This is a genomic window from Streptomyces sp. ICBB 8177, from assembly GCF_003144095.1.
Classification (GTDB): domain Bacteria; phylum Actinomycetota; class Actinomycetes; order Streptomycetales; family Streptomycetaceae; genus Streptantibioticus_D.
In genome coordinates this window covers 514,364-534,656 of sequence record NZ_NSKH01000002.1, presented here as the reverse complement: position 1 = coordinate 534,656, position 20,293 = coordinate 514,364, and the positions used below count along the sequence as shown (strand labels likewise).

General features: G+C 73.5%; 16 protein-coding genes and 1 tRNA gene. 7 read left to right on the top strand and 10 right to left on the bottom strand.

Features of this window, described 5'->3' with window-relative positions:
- The first annotated feature begins 119 nt into the window (after positions 1-119).
- Entirely contained in the window at positions 120-1,568 is a 1,449-nt protein-coding gene (locus CK485_RS02770; RefSeq protein ID WP_109446402.1) for a diaminopimelate decarboxylase, read from the top strand.
- Between the two features lie 21 nt (positions 1,569-1,589).
- Here the strand turns inward: CK485_RS02770 and CK485_RS02765 are convergent, their stop codons facing one another.
- Positions 1,590-2,162 (bottom strand): hypothetical protein, encoded by a 573-nt coding sequence (locus CK485_RS02765; protein ID WP_109446614.1) that lies wholly within the window; start codon positions 2,160-2,162, stop codon positions 1,590-1,592.
- A gap of 101 nt (positions 2,163-2,263) precedes the next feature.
- Positions 2,264-2,872: a MarR family winged helix-turn-helix transcriptional regulator gene (locus tag CK485_RS02760; RefSeq protein WP_241968077.1), complete on the bottom strand. Its 609-nt coding sequence runs from the start codon at positions 2,870-2,872 to the stop codon at positions 2,264-2,266.
- A gap of 114 nt (positions 2,873-2,986) precedes the next feature.
- On the opposite strand from CK485_RS02760, the gene CK485_RS02755 reads away from it, so the two are divergent.
- Positions 2,987-5,872, top strand: a complete 2,886-nt coding sequence (locus tag CK485_RS02755; protein WP_109446400.1) for a carboxypeptidase regulatory-like domain-containing protein — start codon at positions 2,987-2,989, stop codon at positions 5,870-5,872.
- A gap of 12 nt (positions 5,873-5,884) precedes the next feature.
- Here the strand turns inward: CK485_RS02755 and CK485_RS02750 are convergent, their stop codons facing one another.
- The 5 genes from CK485_RS02750 to CK485_RS02730 all read right to left on the bottom strand — a co-directional run bounded on the left by CK485_RS02750 (position 5,885) and on the right by CK485_RS02730 (position 12,938).
- Positions 5,885-6,727, bottom strand: coding sequence for a MurR/RpiR family transcriptional regulator (locus CK485_RS02750; RefSeq protein ID WP_109446398.1), 843 nt, complete (start codon positions 6,725-6,727; stop codon positions 5,885-5,887).
- A 165-nt stretch (positions 6,728-6,892) separates the two neighbouring features.
- Positions 6,893-7,768 carry a LysR family transcriptional regulator gene (locus tag CK485_RS02745; RefSeq protein ID WP_109446396.1) on the bottom strand — a complete coding sequence of 292 codons (876 nt, stop codon included), beginning with the start codon at positions 7,766-7,768 and terminating at the stop codon, positions 6,893-6,895.
- A 149-nt stretch (positions 7,769-7,917) separates the two neighbouring features.
- A complete protein-coding gene (locus CK485_RS02740; protein WP_109446394.1) occupies positions 7,918-8,928 on the bottom strand; it encodes an inositol-3-phosphate synthase in 1,011 nt (336 codons plus the stop codon).
- A 134-nt stretch (positions 8,929-9,062) separates the two neighbouring features.
- Positions 9,063-11,216, bottom strand: coding sequence for an MMPL family transporter (locus CK485_RS02735; protein ID WP_109446392.1), 2,154 nt, complete (start codon positions 11,214-11,216; stop codon positions 9,063-9,065).
- Positions 11,217-11,528: 312 nt separating this feature from the next.
- A complete protein-coding gene (locus tag CK485_RS02730) occupies positions 11,529-12,938 on the bottom strand; it encodes an AMP-binding protein (RefSeq protein WP_109446390.1) in 1,410 nt (469 codons plus the stop codon).
- 170 nt (positions 12,939-13,108) lie between these two features.
- Between CK485_RS02730 and CK485_RS02725 the strand changes: the two genes are divergently transcribed.
- Positions 13,109-13,558: a hypothetical protein gene (locus CK485_RS02725; protein ID WP_109446610.1), complete on the top strand. Its 450-nt coding sequence runs from the start codon at positions 13,109-13,111 to the stop codon at positions 13,556-13,558.
- A 276-nt stretch (positions 13,559-13,834) separates the two neighbouring features.
- Here CK485_RS02725 and CK485_RS02720 read toward each other — a convergent pair whose 3' ends face one another.
- Positions 13,835-15,217 carry a cystathionine beta-synthase gene (locus CK485_RS02720; RefSeq protein ID WP_109446388.1) on the bottom strand — a complete coding sequence of 461 codons (1,383 nt, stop codon included), beginning with the start codon at positions 15,215-15,217 and terminating at the stop codon, positions 13,835-13,837.
- Positions 15,218-15,386: 169 nt separating this feature from the next.
- Here CK485_RS02720 and CK485_RS02715 point away from each other — a divergent pair, with 169 nt between their 5' ends.
- The 3 genes from CK485_RS02715 (at position 15,387) to CK485_RS02705 (ending at position 19,032) form a co-directional block, all read left to right on the top strand.
- A complete protein-coding gene (locus CK485_RS02715) occupies positions 15,387-16,412 on the top strand; it encodes an SGNH/GDSL hydrolase family protein (protein WP_109446386.1) in 1,026 nt (341 codons plus the stop codon).
- Between the two features lie 278 nt (positions 16,413-16,690).
- Entirely contained in the window at positions 16,691-17,911 is a 1,221-nt protein-coding gene (locus tag CK485_RS02710; protein WP_109446384.1) for an acetyl-CoA C-acetyltransferase, read from the top strand.
- Between the two features lie 326 nt (positions 17,912-18,237).
- On the top strand, positions 18,238-19,032 hold the full coding sequence (locus tag CK485_RS02705) for a hypothetical protein (protein WP_109446608.1): 795 nt from the start codon (positions 18,238-18,240) through the stop codon (positions 19,030-19,032).
- 18 nt (positions 19,033-19,050) lie between these two features.
- On the opposite strand, the gene CK485_RS02700 is transcribed toward CK485_RS02705, so the two are convergent.
- Positions 19,051-19,368 (bottom strand): hypothetical protein, encoded by a 318-nt coding sequence (locus tag CK485_RS02700; RefSeq protein ID WP_109446382.1) that lies wholly within the window; start codon positions 19,366-19,368, stop codon positions 19,051-19,053.
- 107 nt (positions 19,369-19,475) lie between these two features.
- Here CK485_RS02700 and CK485_RS02695 point away from each other — a divergent pair, with 107 nt between their 5' ends.
- A complete protein-coding gene (locus CK485_RS02695; protein WP_109446380.1) occupies positions 19,476-19,712 on the top strand; it encodes a DUF4287 domain-containing protein in 237 nt (78 codons plus the stop codon).
- Positions 19,713-19,935: 223 nt separating this feature from the next.
- Here CK485_RS02695 and CK485_RS02690 read toward each other — a convergent pair.
- A tRNA-Leu gene (locus CK485_RS02690) sits at positions 19,936-20,017 on the bottom strand.
- Positions 20,018-20,293: the final 276 nt, after the last annotated feature.

Here is a 20,293-nt window from a genome sequence, read left to right as displayed (position 1 = left end):
CGGGCGCGCGCCTTTCGACGCGATGTGTCCCGTTTTCCCCAGGGTGCCGCAGGTGCGGCGAGGGTGCGGGCCCCCGCCACGGCATGCGCGGGCGCACGGGTGCGTGGTGAAGTGGACGCATGGCTTGCGACGCCTCCGCCGACGCCACCGGGCCCCCGCGCCACCGCACCGGCCCGGGCGGCCCGGACACCGCTGGCCTCGACGCCGCCGCGCGCCGGGCGCTCGCGCTGCGGGCCGCGGTCGCGGCGGGGTTGCTGGACGACGAGCAGCCGGTGGCCGGACTGCTCGACGTCACCGGTGTCCGGGACAGCGCCCGCGCGCTGCGCGAGGCCTTCGCCACCCCCGGCGTGCCGGTGACCCACACCTTCGCGGTCAAGGCCGCCTCACTGGTGCCGGTGCTGCGGCTGCTGGACGACGAGGGCATCGGCTGCGAGGTCGCCAGCCCCGGCGAACTCGCGCTGGCCCGCGCCGCCGGGGTGCCCGCGGAGCGCACCGTGCTGGACTCCCCCGCCAAGACCCGCGCCGAACTGCGCGAGGCGCTCGCGCTGGGCATCGCGGTCAACGCCGACAACGAGGAGGAGCTGACCCGGCTGGACGCCCTCATGGCCGAGCGCCGCTTCGCCCCGGCCCCGCACCTGTCCCCCTCCGCCCCAGCCTCGCGCCCGTCCGCCTCCCCGGTCGGGCTGCGCGTCAACCCGCAGGTCGGCGCGGGCGCGATCGACGCGATGAGCACGGCGACCGCCACCTCCAAGTTCGGCGTGGCGCTGCGCGATCCGGGCGCCGCCGAGCGCGTGGTGGCCGCGTTCGCCGCCCGGCCGTGGCTGACCCGGCTGCACGCCCACGTCGGCTCGCAGGGCTGCCCGCTGAAGCTGATGGCCGAGGGTGTGCGGGTGGCGTACGAGCTGGCGGAGCGGATCAACGAGACCGTGGGCCGCCGCCAGGTCGACACCCTCGACATCGGCGGCGGCCTGCCGGTCGACTTCGCGTCCGACGAGGTCGCGCCCACCTACCGGGAGTACGCGGACCTGCTGCGCGGCGAGGTCCCGGGGCTGTTCGACGGCCGCTACGGCATCGTCACCGAGTTCGGCCGCTCGCTGCTGGCCAAGAGCGGCACGATCCTGGCCCGCGTCGAGTACGCGAAGAGCGCGGGCGGACGCCGGATCGCGGTCACGCACGCGGGCGCGCAGGTGGCGACGCGTACCGTCTTCGCGCCGGACGCCTGGCCGCTGCGGGTGCTGGCGCTCGGTCCAGAAGGGCGGCCCAAACAGGGCGATCCGGTGCCGCAGGACGTGGCCGGACCGTGCTGCTTCGCGGGCGACGTGCTGGCCCGCGCGCGGGAGCTGCCGCCGCTCGACGAGGGCGACCTGGTCGCGCTGCCCGACACCGGCGCGTACTACTTCTCCACGCACTTCCACTACAACGCGCTGCCCCGCCCGGCCGTCCACGGCTACCTGGTGGCGGACGACGGCTCGGTGCGGTTCGTCACCGTGCGGGAACGGCAGACGGCCGCCGAGATCGTGGCCGAGAGCGGCGCCGCCCACGCCGAGGGGCTGGCCGCGTTGCGGTGAGCGCCTGCGGGGAAGCGCGGGTCAGGCGTGCGCGAGCCTGCGGCGGGCGCCGCCGGGGCGGGCGTCCCCGGCCACCGGCCCGGTCCTCAGGTACGAGGTGACGGCCTTGCCGGCGGGCCCGCGCCGGGTCCACTCCGGGCGCACCCACAGCAGCGCCTCGTGCGACCGCTCCCAGCGGCCGATCCGTACCGACTTCGCCCACAGCCCGGCGCCCGCACCGGCCATCAGCAGGCCGCCCGCGGCGGGCAGCGCCACCGACGAGCCGACCGCCAGCACCAGCGCGAGCAGCAGCCACCAGCGCCACCGCCGGATCCAGCCCCGCGCGGTGACCCTGCGGTCCTGGAGGATGACCGCCTTCGCGGCCTTGGTGGAGGCGTCGGCCAGCGCGGTGTAGCGCCGGGCGCGGACGGCGAACGCGACGACGGCGGCGACCAGGAAGGCGGCCGCCCCGGCGAGCAGGCCGATCCGGCGCCCGGTGAACCCCGGCACGAAGACCCCGCCGACCGCCGCGATCACTCCGGTCCACCACAGCCACCGCGCGGCCGTCCGTACCATCACCGCGACCCGAGCCAGCGCATACGCCCCGCGCCCCACCACGACAGTCCTCCTCTGCCAGGCACCGACCAGATGACGTGTCGGAGGGTACTCAGCGAACCTCAGAATTCTGTTAGACGTCCGTGGGGAAATGATTCGGCTCAGCGGCGGCGCGAGGCGGGGCGCCGGGGCTCGGATGCTTCCGGGCCGGTGAGGTAGCGCGCGGCGACCGCCCGGTTGTACTTGTCGAACACCGCGCCCAGCGTGCGCAGTTCGTCCTCGCTCCAGTCGGCGAGCAGCTCACCGATGTCCCGCGCGCGCCGCCGCCGCACGGCCTCCATCTGCCGCAGCCCCTCCTCGGTCGGCGTGACCACGCACCGCCTGCGGTCCTCGGCGGCCGGCGCGCTCTCGACCTGTCCGGCCGCCCGCATGCCCGCGACCTGGCGGCCGGCCGTGGAGGGGTCGAGGCCGAGGGTGGCGGCGAGGGTGTTGATGTCCATCGGGCCGCCCTCGGCCAGAGTGCGCAGCAACAGGTACCCGGCCCGGTCGAGGCGGTCGTGGATGTCGGTGCGCCGGTGCAGGAGTTCGAAGTTGCGCACGAGGACGGCAGTCTGCCGCTCGATCACCTCAAGCGCGTCCGACGCCACCGGCATCCCAAGCGCTTCCGACGCCGACGAGCCCTCAAGGGCCCCGGACGCCGCCTCGGACGCCACCGGCGTCGCCGCCTCGGACACCGTCCGCGACGCCGCCTCGCTCGTGCCGCTCACCATCACCGCTCCACCGATTATCGGTACGATACATGTTATTGTCGGTATGGTACCTGAATCGGCCACCGCCGCCTCGGGACACCGCCGACACGCAGGACCAGCGGAGGGGAGCGCCGGGTGGCCGACAGCCCGCGGGGATGGATACGTGAGGCACTGGACCGGGTGATCGGCTCCGACCCCGGACTCAACAGGTTCCGGATGGCGGTGTCGGCCGCGGTCGCGATGGCCACCACCCTGGGCGTCGAGTACCTGTTCGCCCGGGCCACGCACGCCGGACCGCAGGGCACGATCGTCGCGATGCTGCTCGGCACCGTCATGGCGATGATGGGCTCGATGGCGCTGTCCGGCACCGGAGTGCTGGAGAAGGTGCGCACCGCGGCCTTCTTCCCCGTGGCGATCGGCGCGGGCATGCTCTGCGGCGTCGCCGTCGCGGGCCACACCGACCTCATGCTGGGCGTCTTCGTCCTGGTCATGTTCGTCGCGGTCTACGTGCGCCGGTTCGGCGCGGCGTTCTCCTTCTACGGCTTCATGATCTGGATGGGCTATTTCTTCGCGGCCTTCCTCGGCGCGACGCCGGCCGCCCTGCCCTCGCTGCTGTACGCGGTCCTGGTGGCGACCGCCTGGGTGCTGCTGCTGTCGGTGACCGTGCTGCGCGTCAACTCCCGCCGGACGCTGCGCCGCACCCAACTGGCGTTCGGCGCCCGGGCCCGTTCGGTGGCACGCGCCTGCGCCGCCCTGCTGGAGACCGGGGCGCACGCGCGCGGTTCCGCGTCCGCGCGGCGCCGCCGCCTCGCGCGGGCCAGGCGGCGGCTGCACGCCCGCCAACTGCGGCTCGCCGAGGCGGCGTTGATCATCGAAGGCTGGTCCGCGGAGCCCGGCGCGCTGCCGGGGGGCTGGTCGGGTCCTGCGCTGCGGCGGCGGCTGCTCGACGCCCACCTGGCCGTCGACGCGCTGGCGACCGCGGCGGACGCGCTCACCAGGGCGGGCGGCGAACTGCTGCCGGCGGCCGCGCGCGTGGCCGGACACCTGGCCCGCCGCGAGTACGGCGCGGTGGAGTACGCGGCCGGCCCGCTGCTGGAGGCCGCCCCGGACGACGCGGGCGGTGCGGACTCCCCGGCGGACGGCGGGCGGTGGCCGGCGCGTCATCTGGCCGCCTCCGCCCTGGAGTTCATCGCACTGGCCCGTGGCGCCGCGACGCCGCCGCCCACCGACCCGGTGGACGACTACGCGCCCACCGTCACCCTCGCGATGGGCAACCTGCCCGGCTCCGCCGCGGTCGCGGGCGACGTCGCGGCGCGCGGCAGCCGCTGGAACCCTCTGAGCCGCATGTCGCTCACGACCCGCCAGGCGGTCCAGGTCGTGGTCGCCGGGACGCTGGCGATCCTCGCCGGACGCGAGCTGTCGCAGACCCGCTACTACTGGGCCGTGCTCGCCGCCTTCATCGCCTTCGGGGGCACCGCGACCCGGTCCGAGACCTCCCTCAAGGCGGTCAACCGCGTGGTGGGCACCCTGGTCGGCCTCGGCGCGGGCATCGGGCTCGCCCATCTGACCGCCGGGCACACCATGTGGGTGCTGGTGGTGATCGTGGCCAGCATGTCCTGCGGCTTCTACCTGGTGAACGTCAGCTACGCCTGCATGATCTTCTTCGTCACCATCATGGTGTCGCAGCTCTACAGCGTCCTGCACGAGTTCTCCGCCGGGCTGCTGGTGCTGCGGTTGGAGGAGACCTCGGTGGGCGCCGCCATCGGCATCGCCGTCGCGCTGTTCGTCCTGCCGACCAGCACCCGTGACACCGTGGCCACCGCGCGCGGGCGCTACTTCACCGCGCTGGCCGAGCTGTTGCGGGCGGTGGCGGAACGGCTGGACGGCGCGCGCAGCGACGAGGAACTGGACGCCCTGGCCCGGGTGGTGGACCACCGCCTCCAGCAACTGGCCCTCGTCGCCCGCCCGTTGACCCGCCCGATGCCGCTGTGGGGCAACTCCCCCGCCGTCGTGCGCCACCGTCTCACCCTCTACGCGGCCGTCACCCGGCAGACCAGGGCCCTGACGGTGGGCCCGCGCCGTCTGACCGACCCCGCGGCGGCGCACGGCCGGGCCGAGGTCTGCCGTGAACTGGCCCTGGCCGCCGGGGCGATCGCGGAACGCCCGCTGCCGCGCCACGGCCGCGCGAGTGAGGAGGCCGACCGCCTGCTGGCGTCGGTCGAGGCCGCGCTGCTGTCCAGCGGTCCGGACTGCGACGCGGTGGGCCACGCGCCGGTGACGCGGCCGCTGCTGCGGCTGACCCGGCTGGTCCACGAACTGGCGGGCGCGCCCGGCGCGTTGACCGCCCGGCCGCAGCAGCCGGCCGGCGTCCCGGCCCGGCCCGCGGCCACTGCGGCACGGGTGCCGGTGCCCTCGGCCGCGGTGACCGCGCTCCCCGCGCCGACCGCGAGGTCCGCCACCGCGTTCGCCCCCGCCGTTCCCGCGGCCGCGCCCGCCGCTCCGGACGCCGTGATCCGGGGGCGGGTCGGGGACGAGGCGGGCGCGCCGCTCGCGCGTGTCGCGCTGGCGGTGACCGACCTGGGCGGCCACCAGCTCGGCCGTACCATCGCCCGCTCCGACGGCCGCTTCACGCTGGACGTGCCGGGACCCGGCACGTACCTGCTGATCGGTTCGGCCGTCGGCCGCGCGCCGCTGGCCAGGACCGTGCGGGCGGGCGCCGCCGGGGTCGACCTCGACCTGCGCCTGGACGCGGACGGCCCGCGCGGCGTACGGGTCTCCGGCACCGTGCGCACCCCGGCCGGGGCTCCGTGCGCCGGGGCTCGGCTGACGCTGCTGGACAGCACCGGCGAGGTGGTCGCCACGGCGTTGGCCGCCCGCGACGGGCACTACGCGTTCACCGGCGTGGCTCCGGGCGACTACACCGTGGTCGCGGCCGGGCACGCCCCGGCGGCCACGACCGTGCGGCTCGAACCGGGCGCCGAGCAGCGGGTCGACCCGCTGCTCGGCGGATCGAGGGGCTAGCGGATCGAGGGGCTAGTCGACGAACAGCCCCCGCGCCGTCGCCCGCGCGTCGAACTCCTCCAGACGCGCCTGGGCGTCGGGCAGGTCGTCGCACATCGACTCCAGCAGCACCCGGCCCAGCATCATCGGCGCGCACGCCGTGTCGAACATCAGCCCGGTGCCGACCGCCGCCGGGATCAGCAGGTCGGAGAACTTCGCGACCGGCGCGAACGAGCTGTCGGCGACGGTGACGACGGTGAGGCCGAGGTCTTTGGCGTACTCCAGCGCCTCGACCACCTCGCGCGGGTGCCGGGGCAGCGCGAAGCACAGCAGCGCGCTCGCCCCGGCCCGGGCGGCGGCGTCCAGCCGGTCGGCGAGCATCGACCCGCTCTCGTCCAGCAGCCGCACGTCGGGATGGACCTTGGCGGCGAAGTACGCGAAGCCGCCCGCCTGCGGCCCGGCCGCCCGCAGCCCCAGCACCGGCAGCGGACGCGAGGCCGCCAGCAGCCGCCCGGCGCGCGCCACCGGCTCGGGATCGGCGAGCAGCACGGCGAGCTGCTGGAGGTTGTCGATCTCCGCGTGCACCGCCTGCTGGTACTCGTTGTACGTCTCCTCGCGCGGCGCCTGCGGTGCCGGGGCGACCTCACGCAGGTGGCGGCGGAGCGCCGGATAGCCGTCGAAGCCCAGCGCCACCGCGAACCGGGTCACCGAGGGCTGGCTGACCCCGGCCAGCTCCGCGACCTCCACGCTGGACAGGAACGGCGCGTCGGCCGCCCGGCGCACCAGGCAGTGCGCGATGCGGCGTTGGGTCGGGGTCAGCCGGTGGCCGTCGAAGAGCTGCATCAAGCGGGCGGCTCCACCGTCCTGCGTCGCCATCGCGCCCTCCTGGCCTGGCCCTGATGCTGGGTTCCCATTCAGCGTCCCACGATTGTGCATGACGCCATACATACAGGCCAGAGGCCTTCCGCATGGCGGACTCCGGCCCGGTCGCGGATTCCGCGACGCGCCTGCGCGGGCGGCGCCGCCGGCGGGCTGACGAGACTAGGGCAGGGACGGCAGCGACGCGACGAATTCCCGGATCCCCGTGCTCTCCCCGGCCGTGCGCCAGCTCACCACGGCCCGCGCGGGCGGCAGCCCGGTGAGCGGCAGGAACCGTACGCCCGGGTGCCGGTAGGCCTCCGTCAGCGCGGTGGAGGTCGGGCAGACCTCGCGGCTGGTGGCGACCCGGCTGAGCATCTCGTGCTGCGTCTTGACCTCGCCTCCGCGCGCGATGGGCCGCCCGTCCGGGGTGGTCTCCGGCAGGAAGCCCTCCCGCACCTCGGAGGGCGTCGTCCGGGGCAGCTGGACCATCGTGTACGCGGGCAGCTCGTCGATGTCCACCGACTCGCGCCGCGCCAGCGGGTGGTCGGCGGCGACGGCCAGCACCCGGGGGTACTCGGCGATCACCGGCCCGGTCGTCAGGTCCGGCTCGCGCACCGGCCAGATGCTCACCAGGAGGTCCACCTCGGCGCGGCGCAGCGGACCGTAGTAGTCGCCCCAGCGCGTCTCGGTCATGCTGACCGGCCAGCCGTGATGGGTCGCGCGGAAGGCGGTGACCGCCGCGTCCACCGCGCCCAGGAACGGCCCGAGGAACCCGATGCGCAGCTCCCGCGCGTACGCCCGGGTCTCCTCGATGGCCCGGCGCACGCCCTCGAAGCTCGGTTTGACCCGGTCCAGCAGGAACCGTCCGGCGGGGGTGAGCGCGACCCGGCGGCTGGTGCGCTCGAACAGCCGCCCGCCGACGCGGCGTTCCAGCGACTGGATGAGCTGGCTGACCCGGGGCCGGGAGAGGCCGAGCCGCTCGGCGGCGCGGGCGAAGTGGAGTTCCTCGGACAGGGCGAGGAACGCCTCCAGTTCTCCGAGTTCGGTAAGCGGCACTTACCGATCGTACAGAGGATCGCACTTGATCACGCTTCACCCCACGGCGACGATGGAGCCCTGGGCCGCCTGCCCTGTCCGCGGGGGAGAAAGGGCAGGCGGCCACCGGGCGCCTCGCGTACCCGGTGACCGCGGCGCCCCGCGACGCGTCAGTCCGTCGGCGCCTTCATCAGCGCGGCCGACGCTTCCGCCAGCACCCCGCCGTACCCGTCGTCCAGCGCGGCCTGCGCGTACCGCACGGCGTCCAGGACGTTGCCCGCGGCGCTCGGCGAGTCCTCGACGCACATCCGCAGGTCGATCTCGACCGGCGTCCCGCCGAACGCCTGGGCCTCGACCCGGATGTAGGCCACCTTGCGGTCCGCGAGGAACGGCACGTACTCGGCTCCGACGTGCACCCGCGGCGCCCCGGCGCCCGCGCCCATCCCCCGCGCCTTGGTCTCCTTCTTGCCCCGCATCCGCTCCGGGTCGCGCAGGTTGAGGAAGTCCATGTTGCCGCCGTTGTTCAACTGATAGGTGTCGCGCACCCGTACGCCGTTCGCGGCGAGCGCGTCCAGCAGCGCGTGGTGCACGAGTGTCGAGCCGAACTGGCTCTTGAGGTCGTCCCCGACCAGCGGCAGCCGGGCGTCCGCGAAGGCCCGCGCCCACCGCGGCTCGCGGGCGAGGCGCGCGGGCATGCAGTTGACGAAGGCGCACCCGGCGCGCAGCGCGGCCTCGGCGTACGCCTCGGTCGCCGACTGGCTGCCGGTGGGAAGGAAGTTGACCAGCACCCGGGTGCCGGTCTCGGACAGCCGCCGCGCCACGTCGTCCACCGAGGCCCGGCCGGACGCCGCGATGTGCGGCGCGGTACCCGCCCCCACGCCGTCCGCCAGCACACCGTCGTCGACCGGCACGCCGAGGTGCGGCACGTCGGCGAAGCGTGAGGCGTTGTTCGGCTCCGCCCACAGGGCCTGCGACAGGTCCTTGCCGATCTTGCCCGCGTCCACGTCGAACGCGGCGGTGAAGACGATGTCCCGGACCGCGTACCCGGCGCACACCGGACGGGTCAGCCCCGGGGCGTCGTCGGGAGCGTCCGCGTAGAAGCGCACGCCCTGCACGAGCGACGAGACGCAGTTGCCCACGCCCACCACGCCCACGTTGATCCGGCCGGTGCGTTCGGTCATGGTGATCCTCCTGTCGGGCGGTACGGCGAAGGGCCGGCCGCACGGTTCGCACCGCGCGGCCGGCCCTGGGCCACCGCTCGTCCTCCGTTGTCCATCCGGCCAACTGCCGGACGCGGAGGGTTATTTCCCGGCCGCTACCGGCCCGACCGGTTCAGCTCCCGCTGCGGCGACCGGCCGCCGGAGACCTCGTGGGAGGGCTCGCCGCGGTCGGCGTGGCCCGGCCACCAGGCGGCGTGCCCGATCAGGGCGGTCAGCGACGGCGTGAAGAACATCGCCATCACGAACGCGGCCACGATGATGCCGAAGGAGACCGCGAAGCCCATCTCGGTCAGCATCGAGTTGCCCGCGAGCATCATGGTGGCGAAGGTCGCCGCCAGGATGAACCCGGCCGCCGCCACCGTCGGACCGGCGTGCCGCAGCGCCATGCTGGCGGCCTCGCGCGGCTCGCGGCCCTCACGGGCCTCCTCGCGCAACCGGGCGATCATCAGGATGTTGTAGTCCGTGCCGATGGCGACCACGAAGAGATACATGATCACCGGCAGCATGAACATCAGGCCCGAATGCCCCTGCGCCTTCTGGAAGATGAGCACCGTCGCACCGAGGGTGGCGCCGAAGCCGAGGCCCACGGACGCCATCAGGTACCAGGGCGCGACCACGCTGCGCAGCAGCAGTCCCAGGATCACCATGATCAGCAGTGCGGCGACCGGGAAGACCGTCTTGTAGTCGTGGTCGACCGCCTTGTTGATGTCCGAGTAGATCGCGGACATGCCGCCGACCAGCGCCTTGGTCCCGGTGGGTGCGTCGGCGTGGGCGACGGTGCGCACGTCGCCCACCGTGCTGAGCGCCTTGTCGCTGGCCGCGTCGTACTTGAGCGTGACCGTGAAGTCGGCCGTCGTGCCGGCCGGGTTGAGCGCCGCGAGCTTCGCGCCGGCCACCCCGTCGACGCCGCTGAGCTTCGTGGCGTACGAGGGCAGTTGGGCCTTGTCGAGCGGCTTGCCGTCGGTGCTGGTGAGGTAGACGGACGTGGGCTCGGCGGCGCCCGCCGAGTAGGCGTTCTGCATCTCGGTCTGGACGACCATCGACTCCTTGGTCTTGGGCATCGAGCCCGCGGCCAGGTCGAAGGTGGCCTTGAATCCGAGGGTGCCCATCGCCAGCGCGACCATGACCACGCCGGAGACCGCGGCGGCCAGCGCCGGGCGGCGCTTGACGGTCCGGCCGAGCGCGGCGAAGCGCGCGTTGTCCGGCTCGTTCTGCCAGGACTTCGACGGCCAGAAGATCCGTGGGCCGATCAGCGAGACGACCGCGGGGATCAGCGTCAGGCCCGCGACGAGCGTCGCGGCCACCGCGATGGCGAGCGCCGGGCCCATCTGCTTGAGGAAGCCCAGGGTGGACAGGATCAGCGCGAGGAACGCGATGATGACGGCGCCGGCGGCCGACGCGATCGCCTCGCCGACCCGGCCGACCGCGTTGACCATCGCCTCCTTGGGCTCGTCACCCGCGCGCAGCCGTTCTCGGTACCGGAACATCAGGAACAGGAAGTAGTCCGTTCCGACGCCGAAGAGCACCACGATGAGGATCGACGAGACCGATTCGTTGGCCTGGAGGCCGAACAGCTTGGTGGCGTAGGCGATCAGCCCGTTGGCGACGCCCGCGACCACGCCGATGAGGATCAGTGGCAGGATCGCGAGGATCGGCGCCCGGAAGATGATCAGCAGGGTGACCAGGATGATCACGAAGGTGCCGACGCCGATCAGTGCCTGGCCGCGCTTGGAGGAGTCCTGCTGGTCGAGCGCCTGCGCGGCGCTGCCGCCGACCTTGGCGTCCAGATGGGTGCCGGCCGTGAACTTCTTGACGTCGTCGCGCAGTTTCTGGGCCGCGGTGTTCTGCACCGGCTGCCCGGCGTTCTTGCTGTCCATCTGGACCAGGCCCAGGTCGTACTTGCCGTCCTTGGACGGCGGGCCGGGGACGACCTTCTGGACCTGCTCGATGTGCGCGCCGCCGAGGCGCTCGGTGACCCGCGCCGCGTCCTTGAGGTCGGTGGGCGTCAGCTTCTGGCCGTCGGTGCGCTGGTACAGGACGATCGCGGACGGGGTGAAGGCGCTGGGGAACGCCTTCTGCTGTAGGTCGGCCGCCTGGATCGACTCGTAGCTCTTGGGCAGGAAGCTCGACTCGTCGCTGTTGGACGGCAGGCTCGGTGCGGTGGCGACGATCGCGACGGCGGCTATCACCCACGCCACGATGGTCCATATGGGATGGCGGACGACGACGCGTCCTATGCGGTGGAACATTCCGGTTCTGCCTCCAGGCAGGACAAATCACCGCCACCCTCGGAGCGGGAACCCGGGCATCGGCGACGCCGGCCGGGTCAGCTCCCGGCCGGCTGGTGGGCTTGCGCGTGCATCGTAGAAAGCTTAATTGCCGACCGGCAAGTTGATTTCCCGAACCCCCGTTCGTCCGGTTTCCTCCGCTTGCGACCCGTGACGAGACCGGCCGTTCGCCGTATTTCGCCGTTTATGTTCTACGGGATCGAGCCGTCGTACGGCATCCACCTCGGGGACGAGATCCGGGCCCGGCGACTACCACGAAGGCAGCAGTCGCCACTAGAGCGGCGGCAGCAGTTTCTTGACCGGCTTGCCCATCGCGTTGCGCGGCAGGGCGTCGAGGAAGCGGACCACCCGGGGCCGCTTGTGCGCCGACAGCCTGCCCGCCACGAAGTCGACCAGCTCGCCCTCGGTCACCCCGTCGGCGACGACGTACGCCACGATCTGCTGGCCGAGGTCCGGGTGCGGGGCGCCGACCACCGCGGCCTCGGCGACCGCCGGGTGGTCGAGCAGCGCGCTCTCCACCTCGCCCGCGCCGACGCGGTAGCCGCCGGACTTGATCAGGTCGGTCGAGGCGCGGCCCACGATGCGATGGGTGCCGTCCGGCTCGACGACGGCCATGTCCCCGGTGCGGAAGAAGCCGTCGTCGGTGAGCGCCGCCCGCGTCGCCTCCGGCCGCCCGAGGTAGCCGTCGAAGAGCGTGGGCCCGCCCACCAGCAGCTCTCCCACGGTCGCCCCGTCGTACGGCACCGGCGAACCGTCCTCGGCGACCAGCCGGGTGGCCACCCCCGCCACCGGTCGCCCCACGCACGCGGGACGCCGCTCGCCGTCGGCCCGGGCGGACACCGTGATCAGGGTCTCCGTCATGCCGTAACGCTCCACCGGGGACCGGCCGGTGAGGGCCGTCAGATCACGGAAGACCGGCTCGGGCAGCGGTGCGCTGCCCGAGACCAGCAGCCGCGCCGACGCCAGCGCCCTGGCCGCCTCCGGCTCGCGCACCACGCGGGACCAGACCGTCGGCACGCCGAAGTACAGCGTCCCGCCCGCCGCCGCGTACGCCTGCGGGGTCGGGCGTCCGGTGTGCACCAGGCGGCTGCCGGTGCGCAACGCGCCCAGCACGCCCAGCACGAGGCCATGCACGTGGAACAGCGGCAGGCCGTGCACCAGCGTGTCCTGCGCGCTCCACGCCCAGGCGTCGGCCAGCGCGTCCAGGTCGGCGGCGACGGCACGGCGGGAGACCTGCACGCCCTTGGGGGCGCCGGTGGTGCCGGAGGTGTAGAGCGTGAGCGCGATCGCACCGGCGTCAACCGGCGACGAGTGGAAGCGCCCCCGGTCGTCCGGGCGTACGGGAACGGTCTCGATCCCCTCGTACGCCCCGGTACCGGCGTCCCGCGCCGCCCGCAGGACCAGCGTGGCGCCCGAGTCGCGCAGGATGTGCGCGCGTTCCGCCGTGCCCGCGTCCGGCGGCACCGGCACCATCCGCACGCCCGCCATCAGCCCGCCCACGACCGCGATCACCGTCTCCAGCGCGGGTGCGGCGTGCACGGCGACCGCCGGGGCGCCGGCGACGCGCGAGGCGACGGCGGACGCGGCGCCCACCAGTTCCTCGTACGACAGCGAACGCCCGTCGACCGTCACGGCGTCCCTCCGGTCCCGCTCCGGCGCGGACAGGGCGGTCAGCAGCTCCATCGCTCTCCCCCTCGTGGTGCGCTCGTGCTCGTGGTCGCGACCGTACACACCCCTTCCGTCCCGGTCGGTGCGAAACCGGCGCGATCCTCCTCGGGGAGGAGCCCGCCCCCGGGCGATCCGGGGGTTAGCCCCAATGCGCGGACGCCCGGCGCGGACCTACCGTGACCATCATGACCGCGTCAGACCCGGAGCTCACCAAGGAGCTCAACGCCACGCTCCAGGCCCGCAAGGACCTCGGCCCGGAGTACGAGTCCGAACTGATCGACTCGTTCCTGGACAAGGCGGCCCAGCGGCTCGACAGCGAGGTCGAGCGCCGGGTCCGTCGTGAACTGGCCCAGCAGCAGACCGCGGGCGCCCGCGTCGCCACCCACGGCGGCCCGGCCCAGCGCCCCCGCCCCGACGGCATCCTCGACCCGGGCCGCCGCAGGCTGGGCCTGGCGGTGGTCTCGATGGCCTTCGCCATCCCGCTGTCCGCGATCGGCGCGGTCAACGCGCACCTGCCCGGGCTGCTCGTCACGTGGGCGGGCATCGTGGGCGTCAACGTGGCGCACTCGCTGGGCAGTTCGCTCCAGGAGCGCCGGGCGCAGGCGGCGGACGAACGGCGCCACGCCGACTTCTGAGGCTTGTGGGCGGGGACCGCCGCACCCCGGCAGCGCCAGGGGCGGGACGACGGCGGTCCCCACCGGGGCACACCGGCCGGACGTCAGGGGTCCGGCGCGTGCCCGGGGCAGTCGCGGGAGGTCCGGGAGCCGCTCCGTCCGTCCCCGCTGCCAGTAGTCGGCCCTCGCCGACGCGTTCCACTGTGCCGGAGGCGTGTTAAGCCCGTGCTGCGCGCGCGTGTCGCGAACGTACCGTTCCCGCGACACGCGCGCGAGCACCCATGCCGGGCGGCCGCCCTACTTGTCCTTCGCCAGGAACGTCAGCAGGTCCTGGCGGCTGACGACGCCCTTGGGCTTGCCCTCGACCAGGACGATCGCCGCGTCGGCGGACTTGAGGACCGCCATCAGGTCGGCGACCGGCTCGCCCGAGCCGACCAGCGGCAGGGACGGGCTCATGTGCTTCTCCAGCGGGTCGGTGAGCTGGGCGCGCTGGGTGAACAGCGCGTCGAGCAGCTCGCGTTCCACCACCGAGCCGACGACCTCGGCGGCCATCACGTCGGGGTGGCCCGCGCCGGGCTTGACGATCGGCATCTGCGAGACGCCGTACTCCCGCAGCACCTCGATCGCCTCGCCGACGGTCTCCTCCGGGTGCATGTGGACCAGCTCGGGGATGCCCCCGCTGCGCTCCAGCAGCACGTCGGCGACGGTCTCGCGCTGGCTGTCGTCGGCGAGGAAGCCGTAGTCGGCCATCCACTCGTCGTTGAAGATCTTGCTGAGGTAGCCGCGGCCGCTGTCCGGCAGCAGGACGACCACCACGTCGTCGGGGCCGAGCCGCTCGGCGACCCGCAGGCCGGCCACGACCGCCATGCCGCAGGAGCCGCCCACCAGCAGGCCCTCCTCCTTGGCGAGGCGGCGGGTCATCTGGAAGGAGTCCTTGTCGGAGACCGCGATGATCTCGTCCGTGACGTTGCGGTCGTAGGCGGTCGGCCAGAAGTCCTCGCCGACGCCCTCGACCAGGTAGGGGCGGCCGGAGCCGCCGGAGTAGACCGAGCCCTCGGGGTCCGCGCCGACGACCTTGACCCGGCCCTCGGAGACCTCCTTGAGGTAGTTGCCGGTGCCGGAGATGGTGCCGCCGGTGCCGATGCCCGCCACGAAGTGGGTGATCTTCCCCTCCGTCTGCCGCCACAGCTCGGGACCGGTGGTCTCGTAGTGGGAGCGCGGGTTGTTGGGGTTGCTGTACTGGTCGGGCTTCCAGGCGCCCGGCGTCTCGCGCACCAGGCGGTCGGAGACGTTGTAGTACGAGTCGGGATGCTCGGGGTCGACGGCCGTGGGGCAGACCACGACCTCGGCGCCGTAGGCCCGCAGCACGTTGATCTTGTCCGTGGAGACCTTGTCCGGGCAGACGAAGATGCAGCGGTAGCCCTTCTGCTGGGCCACGATCGCCAGGCCGACGCCGGTGTTGCCCGAGGTGGGCTCGACGATGGTGCCGCCGGGCTTGAGCTCGCCGGACTGCTCGGCGGCCTCGATCATGCGCAGCGCGATGCGGTCCTTGACCGACCCGCCGGGGTTGAAGTACTCGACCTTGACCAGCACCGTGGCCCGGATGCCGGCCGTGACGCTGTTGAGCCTCACCAGCGGGGTGTTGCCGACGAGACTGATCATCGAGTCGTGGAACTGCACGACGTCCTCCGGATGTTTCCCTGTGTGTGGTCGAAAGCCTATGCGCAAGCGGGCCTCGAGGGACGCGTTGCACGGTGGCCCATAGCGGGCAACAGCTTGTTAGGACTTCGTGCCGAGCGGGAACGCGCGTAGATGCGCGACGTCGCGAGGGCCGGAAGGACGGGGAGCCATGTCCATGTCGAGGGCGAGGGTGGCACGGCGGATCGCGACCGCGGCGGCCTACGGGGGCGGCGGGATCGGTCTGCTGGGCGGCGCGGCGGTCGGGCTGCTGCTGACGGAGGTCCGGCTGGCCCGGCGGGTCGTCGGCGGCTGCGAGGATCTTCCCCCGGTCGCCGACGGGCGGTACGGGACCGAGTTCGGCGCGGACGAGCCACCGGTCCGGCTGGCCTTCCTGGGTGACTCGACGGCGGCCGGGCAGGGCGTGCGGCGGGCCCGGGAGACGCCGGGGGCGCTGCTGGCGGCGGGGCTCGCGGCGGTCGCCGAGCGGCCGGTGGACCTGGTGAACGTGGCGCTGCCGGGCGCGCAGTCCGACGACCTGGAACGGCAGGTCTCCCTGCTGCTGGACGGCCCGGCGCCGGCGCCGGACGTGTGCGTGATCATGATCGGCGCCAACGACGTCACGCGCCGGATGCCGCTGACGCTGTCGGTGCGGTACCTGGCGTCGGCGGTGGGGCGGCTGCACGACGCGGGCGCCCGGGTGGTCGTCGGCACCTGTCCCGATCTGGGCACGATCGAGCCGGTCTACCAGCCGCTGCGCTGGGTCGCGCGGCGGCTGAGCAGGCAGCTGGCGGCGGCGCAGACGATAGCGGTGGTCGAGCTGGGCGGGCGCACGGTGTCGCTGGGGCAGCTGCTGGGCCCGGAGTTCGAGGCGAGCCCGCGCGAGATGTTCGGCCCCGACAACTACCACCCGTCGGCGGCGGGCTACGCCACGGCGGCGATGGCGGTCCTGCCCACCCTGTGCTCGGCCCTCGGCCTGTGGCCGGAGGAGGGCCAGACCCCGACGGCCCTGCCGGTCGCGGTGGCGGCGGCCGAGGCGGCGGCCCAGGGCGGCACGGAGGTCACCGCGGGCGGCGCCACGGCCCTGCCCGGCCGCAGGCCCAGGTGGGCCGTCCTCCGCCGGGGCGCGGCGACCCAGCCGCCCACTCCGACGCCGACCCGCACGGGAGCGGTGAGCACGGGGGGCCGGCGGGACTGAGGGACGGGGCGAAGCCGGTGCCGGCGAAACGGAGTCGACACCGGTGCCTACGGGCCGGAGCGCGTGAGGGCCGACGGGGATCGAGGATCCCGGGGCACGCGCCGCGGGAAGGAACTCCCGGTGCCGCGGGGCTAAGCGTACGCTTAGGAAAGAGGCGGGTGTCACAGTGCCCAGGCCGTGACCCGTGCGGTACGCGCAGGTAGCTTCACTCTGGGCCCGCCCGGCACCCGCTCCACCGGCACCCATTCCACCCGCTCCAACGGACAACGGAGAACGCGATGCCCGAAGCCGTAATCGTCTCTGCCGCCCGGTCGCCGATCGGGCGCGCCTTCAAGGGATCGCTGAAGGACCTGCGTCCGGACGACCTGACGGCCACGATCATCCAGGCCGCGCTGGCCAAGGTGCCCGAGCTCGACCCGCGCGAGATCGACGACCTGATGCTGGGCTGCGGCCTGCCGGGCGGCGAGCAGGGGCACAACCTGGGCCGGATCGTCGCCGTGCAGATGGGCATGGACCACCTGCCGGGCTGCACCGTCACCCGTTACTGCTCCTCCTCGCTCCAGACCACCCGCATGGCGCTGCACGCGATCAAGGCGGGCGAGGGCGACGTGTTCATCTCGGCCGGTGTCGAGACCGTCTCGCGCAGCGTCAAGGGCACCTCGGACGGCATGCCCGACACCCACAACCCGCTGTTCGCCGACGCCGAGGCCCGTACCGCGGCCCGCGCCGAGCAGGGCGGCGAGGACTGGCACGACCCGCGCGAGGACGGCCTGGTGCCGGACGCCTACATCGCGATGGGCCAGACCGCGGAGAACCTGGCCCGCTACAAGGGCGTCACCCGCGAGGAGATGGACGAGTTCGGCGTCCGGTCGCAGAACCTCGCGGAGAAGGCGATCGCGGACGGCTTCTGGCAGCGCGAGATCACCCCGGTCACGCTGCCCGACGGCACCGTGGTCTCGCAGGACGACGGACCGCGTGCGGGCGTGACGCTGGAGGGCGTACAGGGCCTCAAGCCGGTCTTCCGCCCCGACGGCCGGGTGACCGCGGGCAACTGCTGCCCGCTCAACGACGGCGCCGCCGCCCTGGTGGTCATGTCCGACACCAAGGCACGCGAGCTGGGCCTGACCCCGCTGGCCCGGGTGGTCTCCACCGGCGTCTCCGGCCTGTCCCCCGAGATCATGGGCTACGGCCCGGTCGAGGCGAGCAAGCAGGCGCTCAAGAGGGCCGGCCTGACCATCGGCGACATCGACCTGGTCGAGATCAACGAGGCGTTCGCCGCCCAGGTCATCCCGTCCTACCGGGACCTCGGCATCGACCTGGACAAGCTCAACGTCAACGGCGGCGCGATCGCCGTCGGCCACCCCTTCGGCATGACCGGCGCCCGCGTCACCACCACGCTGATCAACTCCCTCCAGTGGCACGACAAGCAGTTCGGCCTGGAGACCATGTGCGTCGGCGGCGGTCAGGGCATGGCGATGGTCATCGAGCGCCTGAGCTGAGCCGAGCCGGCCTGGCGCCCTTCCGGGTGCCGCGGCGGCCGCCGCGCGGGCTCGTCAACCCCCGCACCCCCGGCCGTGAAAATCGAACACAGAGTGAGATCTGAATCGAAACCTAAGATCCCCCAGGCTGTGACCCGGCCTGGGGGATCGGCGTTTGCGCAGGTCACATCCATAGCGCCGGGCCACCTCGGGAACAGACCAGCCGCCCGGACCTGTACTTTTCGTGACATTCCGCACTGCGAAGGCCAAGGGTTTCAAGGCAGAGTGTGTGGTGGGGAGAAAAGCAGCCGCCCTCCACACCGCCCGGGAGTGCCTCAGTGAGCGCCATCAGCTCTGTCACCATCGTCACGCTGCTCGTCGCGGCCGCGGCCGTGGCCGTGGGGTCGATCGCCCTGCTCGCCGTACGCGGTCTGCACCGCCAGGTCGTCGCCCTGCGCGGCGAGCTGGCCGAGCACCGCGCGGACGTCGCCGACCTGGTGACCGCCGCGTCGGCCGGGCTGGTGCCGGGCGCCCGGCCCGCGCCGCAGGGCGAGGAGATACGCACGGCGGTCGCCGAGGCGCTGGCCGACGAGCGCGAGCGCGAACTCGCCGAGGCCCGCGCCTTCTGGGCCGCCCAGGAGGCCAGGGAGGCCGCCGACGCGCCGGTGCTGGACGGGGTGGGCCCGGAGTTCACCGACTTCGCCGAGTACGAGGCGATGCCGTTCCTGCCGCGCCCGGTGGACTTCCCGCTGAGCCTGCCGGACCTGACGGACACCCCCGACGCCGCGCCGCGCTCGCGCCGCCACCCCTCCGACCCCGACTTCGTGCCCGTTCCCGCGGTCGCCGACCCGGAGCAGACCGTCGCCAGGCTGGCGGAGCTGGCGGAGGCCGCCACGCCGCTCGCCGACGTCAGGCCCGGCCCGCTGGGCACCCTGGACCTGTACGTCTTCGCCGACGGCACCACGCTGTGCCTCACCCCCGGGCACCGCGAGACCGCGGAACGACTCGTCGACGCGCTGGAACGCGGACAGGCCCCGGTCCTGCTGGGCGGCTCTGGCGTCTCCGGCGGCTACGCGCTGACGTTCACCTACGGCGAGGAGAGCGTCTTCATCCTCGCCGACCGTGTGGTCACCTCGCTCTGATCCGGTAGCCGGGAGCGGTCACAACCGGCGGTCGAGCTCCGCCACCTTCCGCAGCGCCCAGTCGAGCACCTCGTCGCCCTCGTCCCCCGCCTCGGCCAGCGCCGCGGCCAGGTCGTGGCCAACGACCGCGAGCTGGTCGCCGATCACGTACATCCCGTCGTCCGGCGGCAACAACGGCCGCGCACCGGGGCGTTCGAGCCGTTGAGCGGCGGTCGACAGCTCCCGGACCAGGGTGAGGCCGTCGGCCGCGACCCGGGTCAGGCGGCTGGCCGGCAGGGCACGGAAGCGGTCGGCCAGCCGCTCCACGGCGGCGTCCAGGGGCGTGCGGTCGGACATGGGGCGACCTTATACGGGCGCATGCCGGCCGCCGCACGCCTGGGACGGTTGCCAACGCCCAACCACTAGGGCACGGTGGGGTAACGGAACGCACACCGGAGGCGCCGATGTCCCAAATGACCTTCTCCGAGGAAACCCACCGGAACCTGCTCTCCCGCATCCCCCAGTGCACCGGCCGCGAGGTCGGCGACTGGCTCCACGCCCTCGACGAGGGCCCCGCGCTCCTCCGCTTCGACGAGAAGGTGAACTGGCTCCGCAGGGAGCACGAAGGGCTCTCCTACGGTCACGCCAAGGCGATCGTCCACGAGTACGACCTGCGCCGGGCCGCCCGCAAACTGCTGTGATCCACACTCCCGGGCCGCTTCGACGGGCCCTCGGGAGCGGCAAACCGCCGCCGCCCCGGGGGCCCGTCGCCGTGTCGCGGGCGATCGCAGGAGGGGGGTGGCCGCCGGAGAAGGCGACGTGGACCGATCGCCATAAGCGCGTAAAAGCACTGCGGCCACTAATTGAATAATGGACAAGAAACCGGCCGACCTTCTCCTGCGGTCATCCGCAGTCGAAGGGAAGTGCCCGGAGCCGGACTTGAACCGGCACGACCCGAAGGCCAGTGAGGTTTAAGCTCACCGTGTCTGCATTCCACCATCCGGGCAGGCCACGCGACCCGCGCGAAGGCAGCGGGAGGCCACAGGGGGCAGCGGAATCCTAGCCCGGATTCAGCCTCCGAACAGGTGAAAGTCGACCCCATGTTGTCTGATTTTAGGGCCAGCTGACGCCCCGTCAGAACCGGGCGATTGCCCTGGTACTTATCCGGACCGGCGCGCATTCGTGTTCCACGCGCCGTCGGTACCGGGGATCACGCCCGGGGCGAATGACGGGAATTCGCCGACCCTCCCCGAGCGGCCCCCGCCGGTCCGACCGCGCGCAC

Excerpts from the sequence above, each read along its gene's own strand:
- CK485_RS02770 (WP_109446402.1), top strand. The coding sequence starts at position 120 with ATGGCTTGCGACGCCTCCGCCGACGCCACCGGGCCCCCGCGCCACCGC.
- CK485_RS02760 (WP_241968077.1), bottom strand. The coding sequence starts at position 2,872 with ATGGTGAGCGGCACGAGCGAGGCGGCGTCGCGGACGGTGTCCGAGGCG.
- CK485_RS02750 (WP_109446398.1), bottom strand. The coding sequence starts at position 6,727 with ATGGCGACGCAGGACGGTGGAGCCGCCCGCTTGATGCAGCTCTTCGAC.
- CK485_RS02740 (WP_109446394.1), bottom strand. The coding sequence starts at position 8,928 with ATGACCGAACGCACCGGCCGGATCAACGTGGGCGTGGTGGGCGTGGGC.
- CK485_RS02735 (WP_109446392.1), bottom strand. The coding sequence starts at position 11,216 with ATGTTCCACCGCATAGGACGCGTCGTCGTCCGCCATCCCATATGGACC.
- CK485_RS02730 (WP_109446390.1), bottom strand. The coding sequence starts at position 12,938 with ATGGAGCTGCTGACCGCCCTGTCCGCGCCGGAGCGGGACCGGAGGGAC.
- CK485_RS02725 (WP_109446610.1), top strand. The coding sequence starts at position 13,109 with ATGACCGCGTCAGACCCGGAGCTCACCAAGGAGCTCAACGCCACGCTC.
- CK485_RS02715 (WP_109446386.1), top strand. The coding sequence starts at position 15,387 with ATGTCCATGTCGAGGGCGAGGGTGGCACGGCGGATCGCGACCGCGGCG.
- CK485_RS02710 (WP_109446384.1), top strand. The coding sequence starts at position 16,691 with ATGCCCGAAGCCGTAATCGTCTCTGCCGCCCGGTCGCCGATCGGGCGC.
- CK485_RS02700 (WP_109446382.1), bottom strand. The coding sequence starts at position 19,368 with ATGTCCGACCGCACGCCCCTGGACGCCGCCGTGGAGCGGCTGGCCGAC.
- CK485_RS02695 (WP_109446380.1), top strand. The coding sequence starts at position 19,476 with ATGTCCCAAATGACCTTCTCCGAGGAAACCCACCGGAACCTGCTCTCC.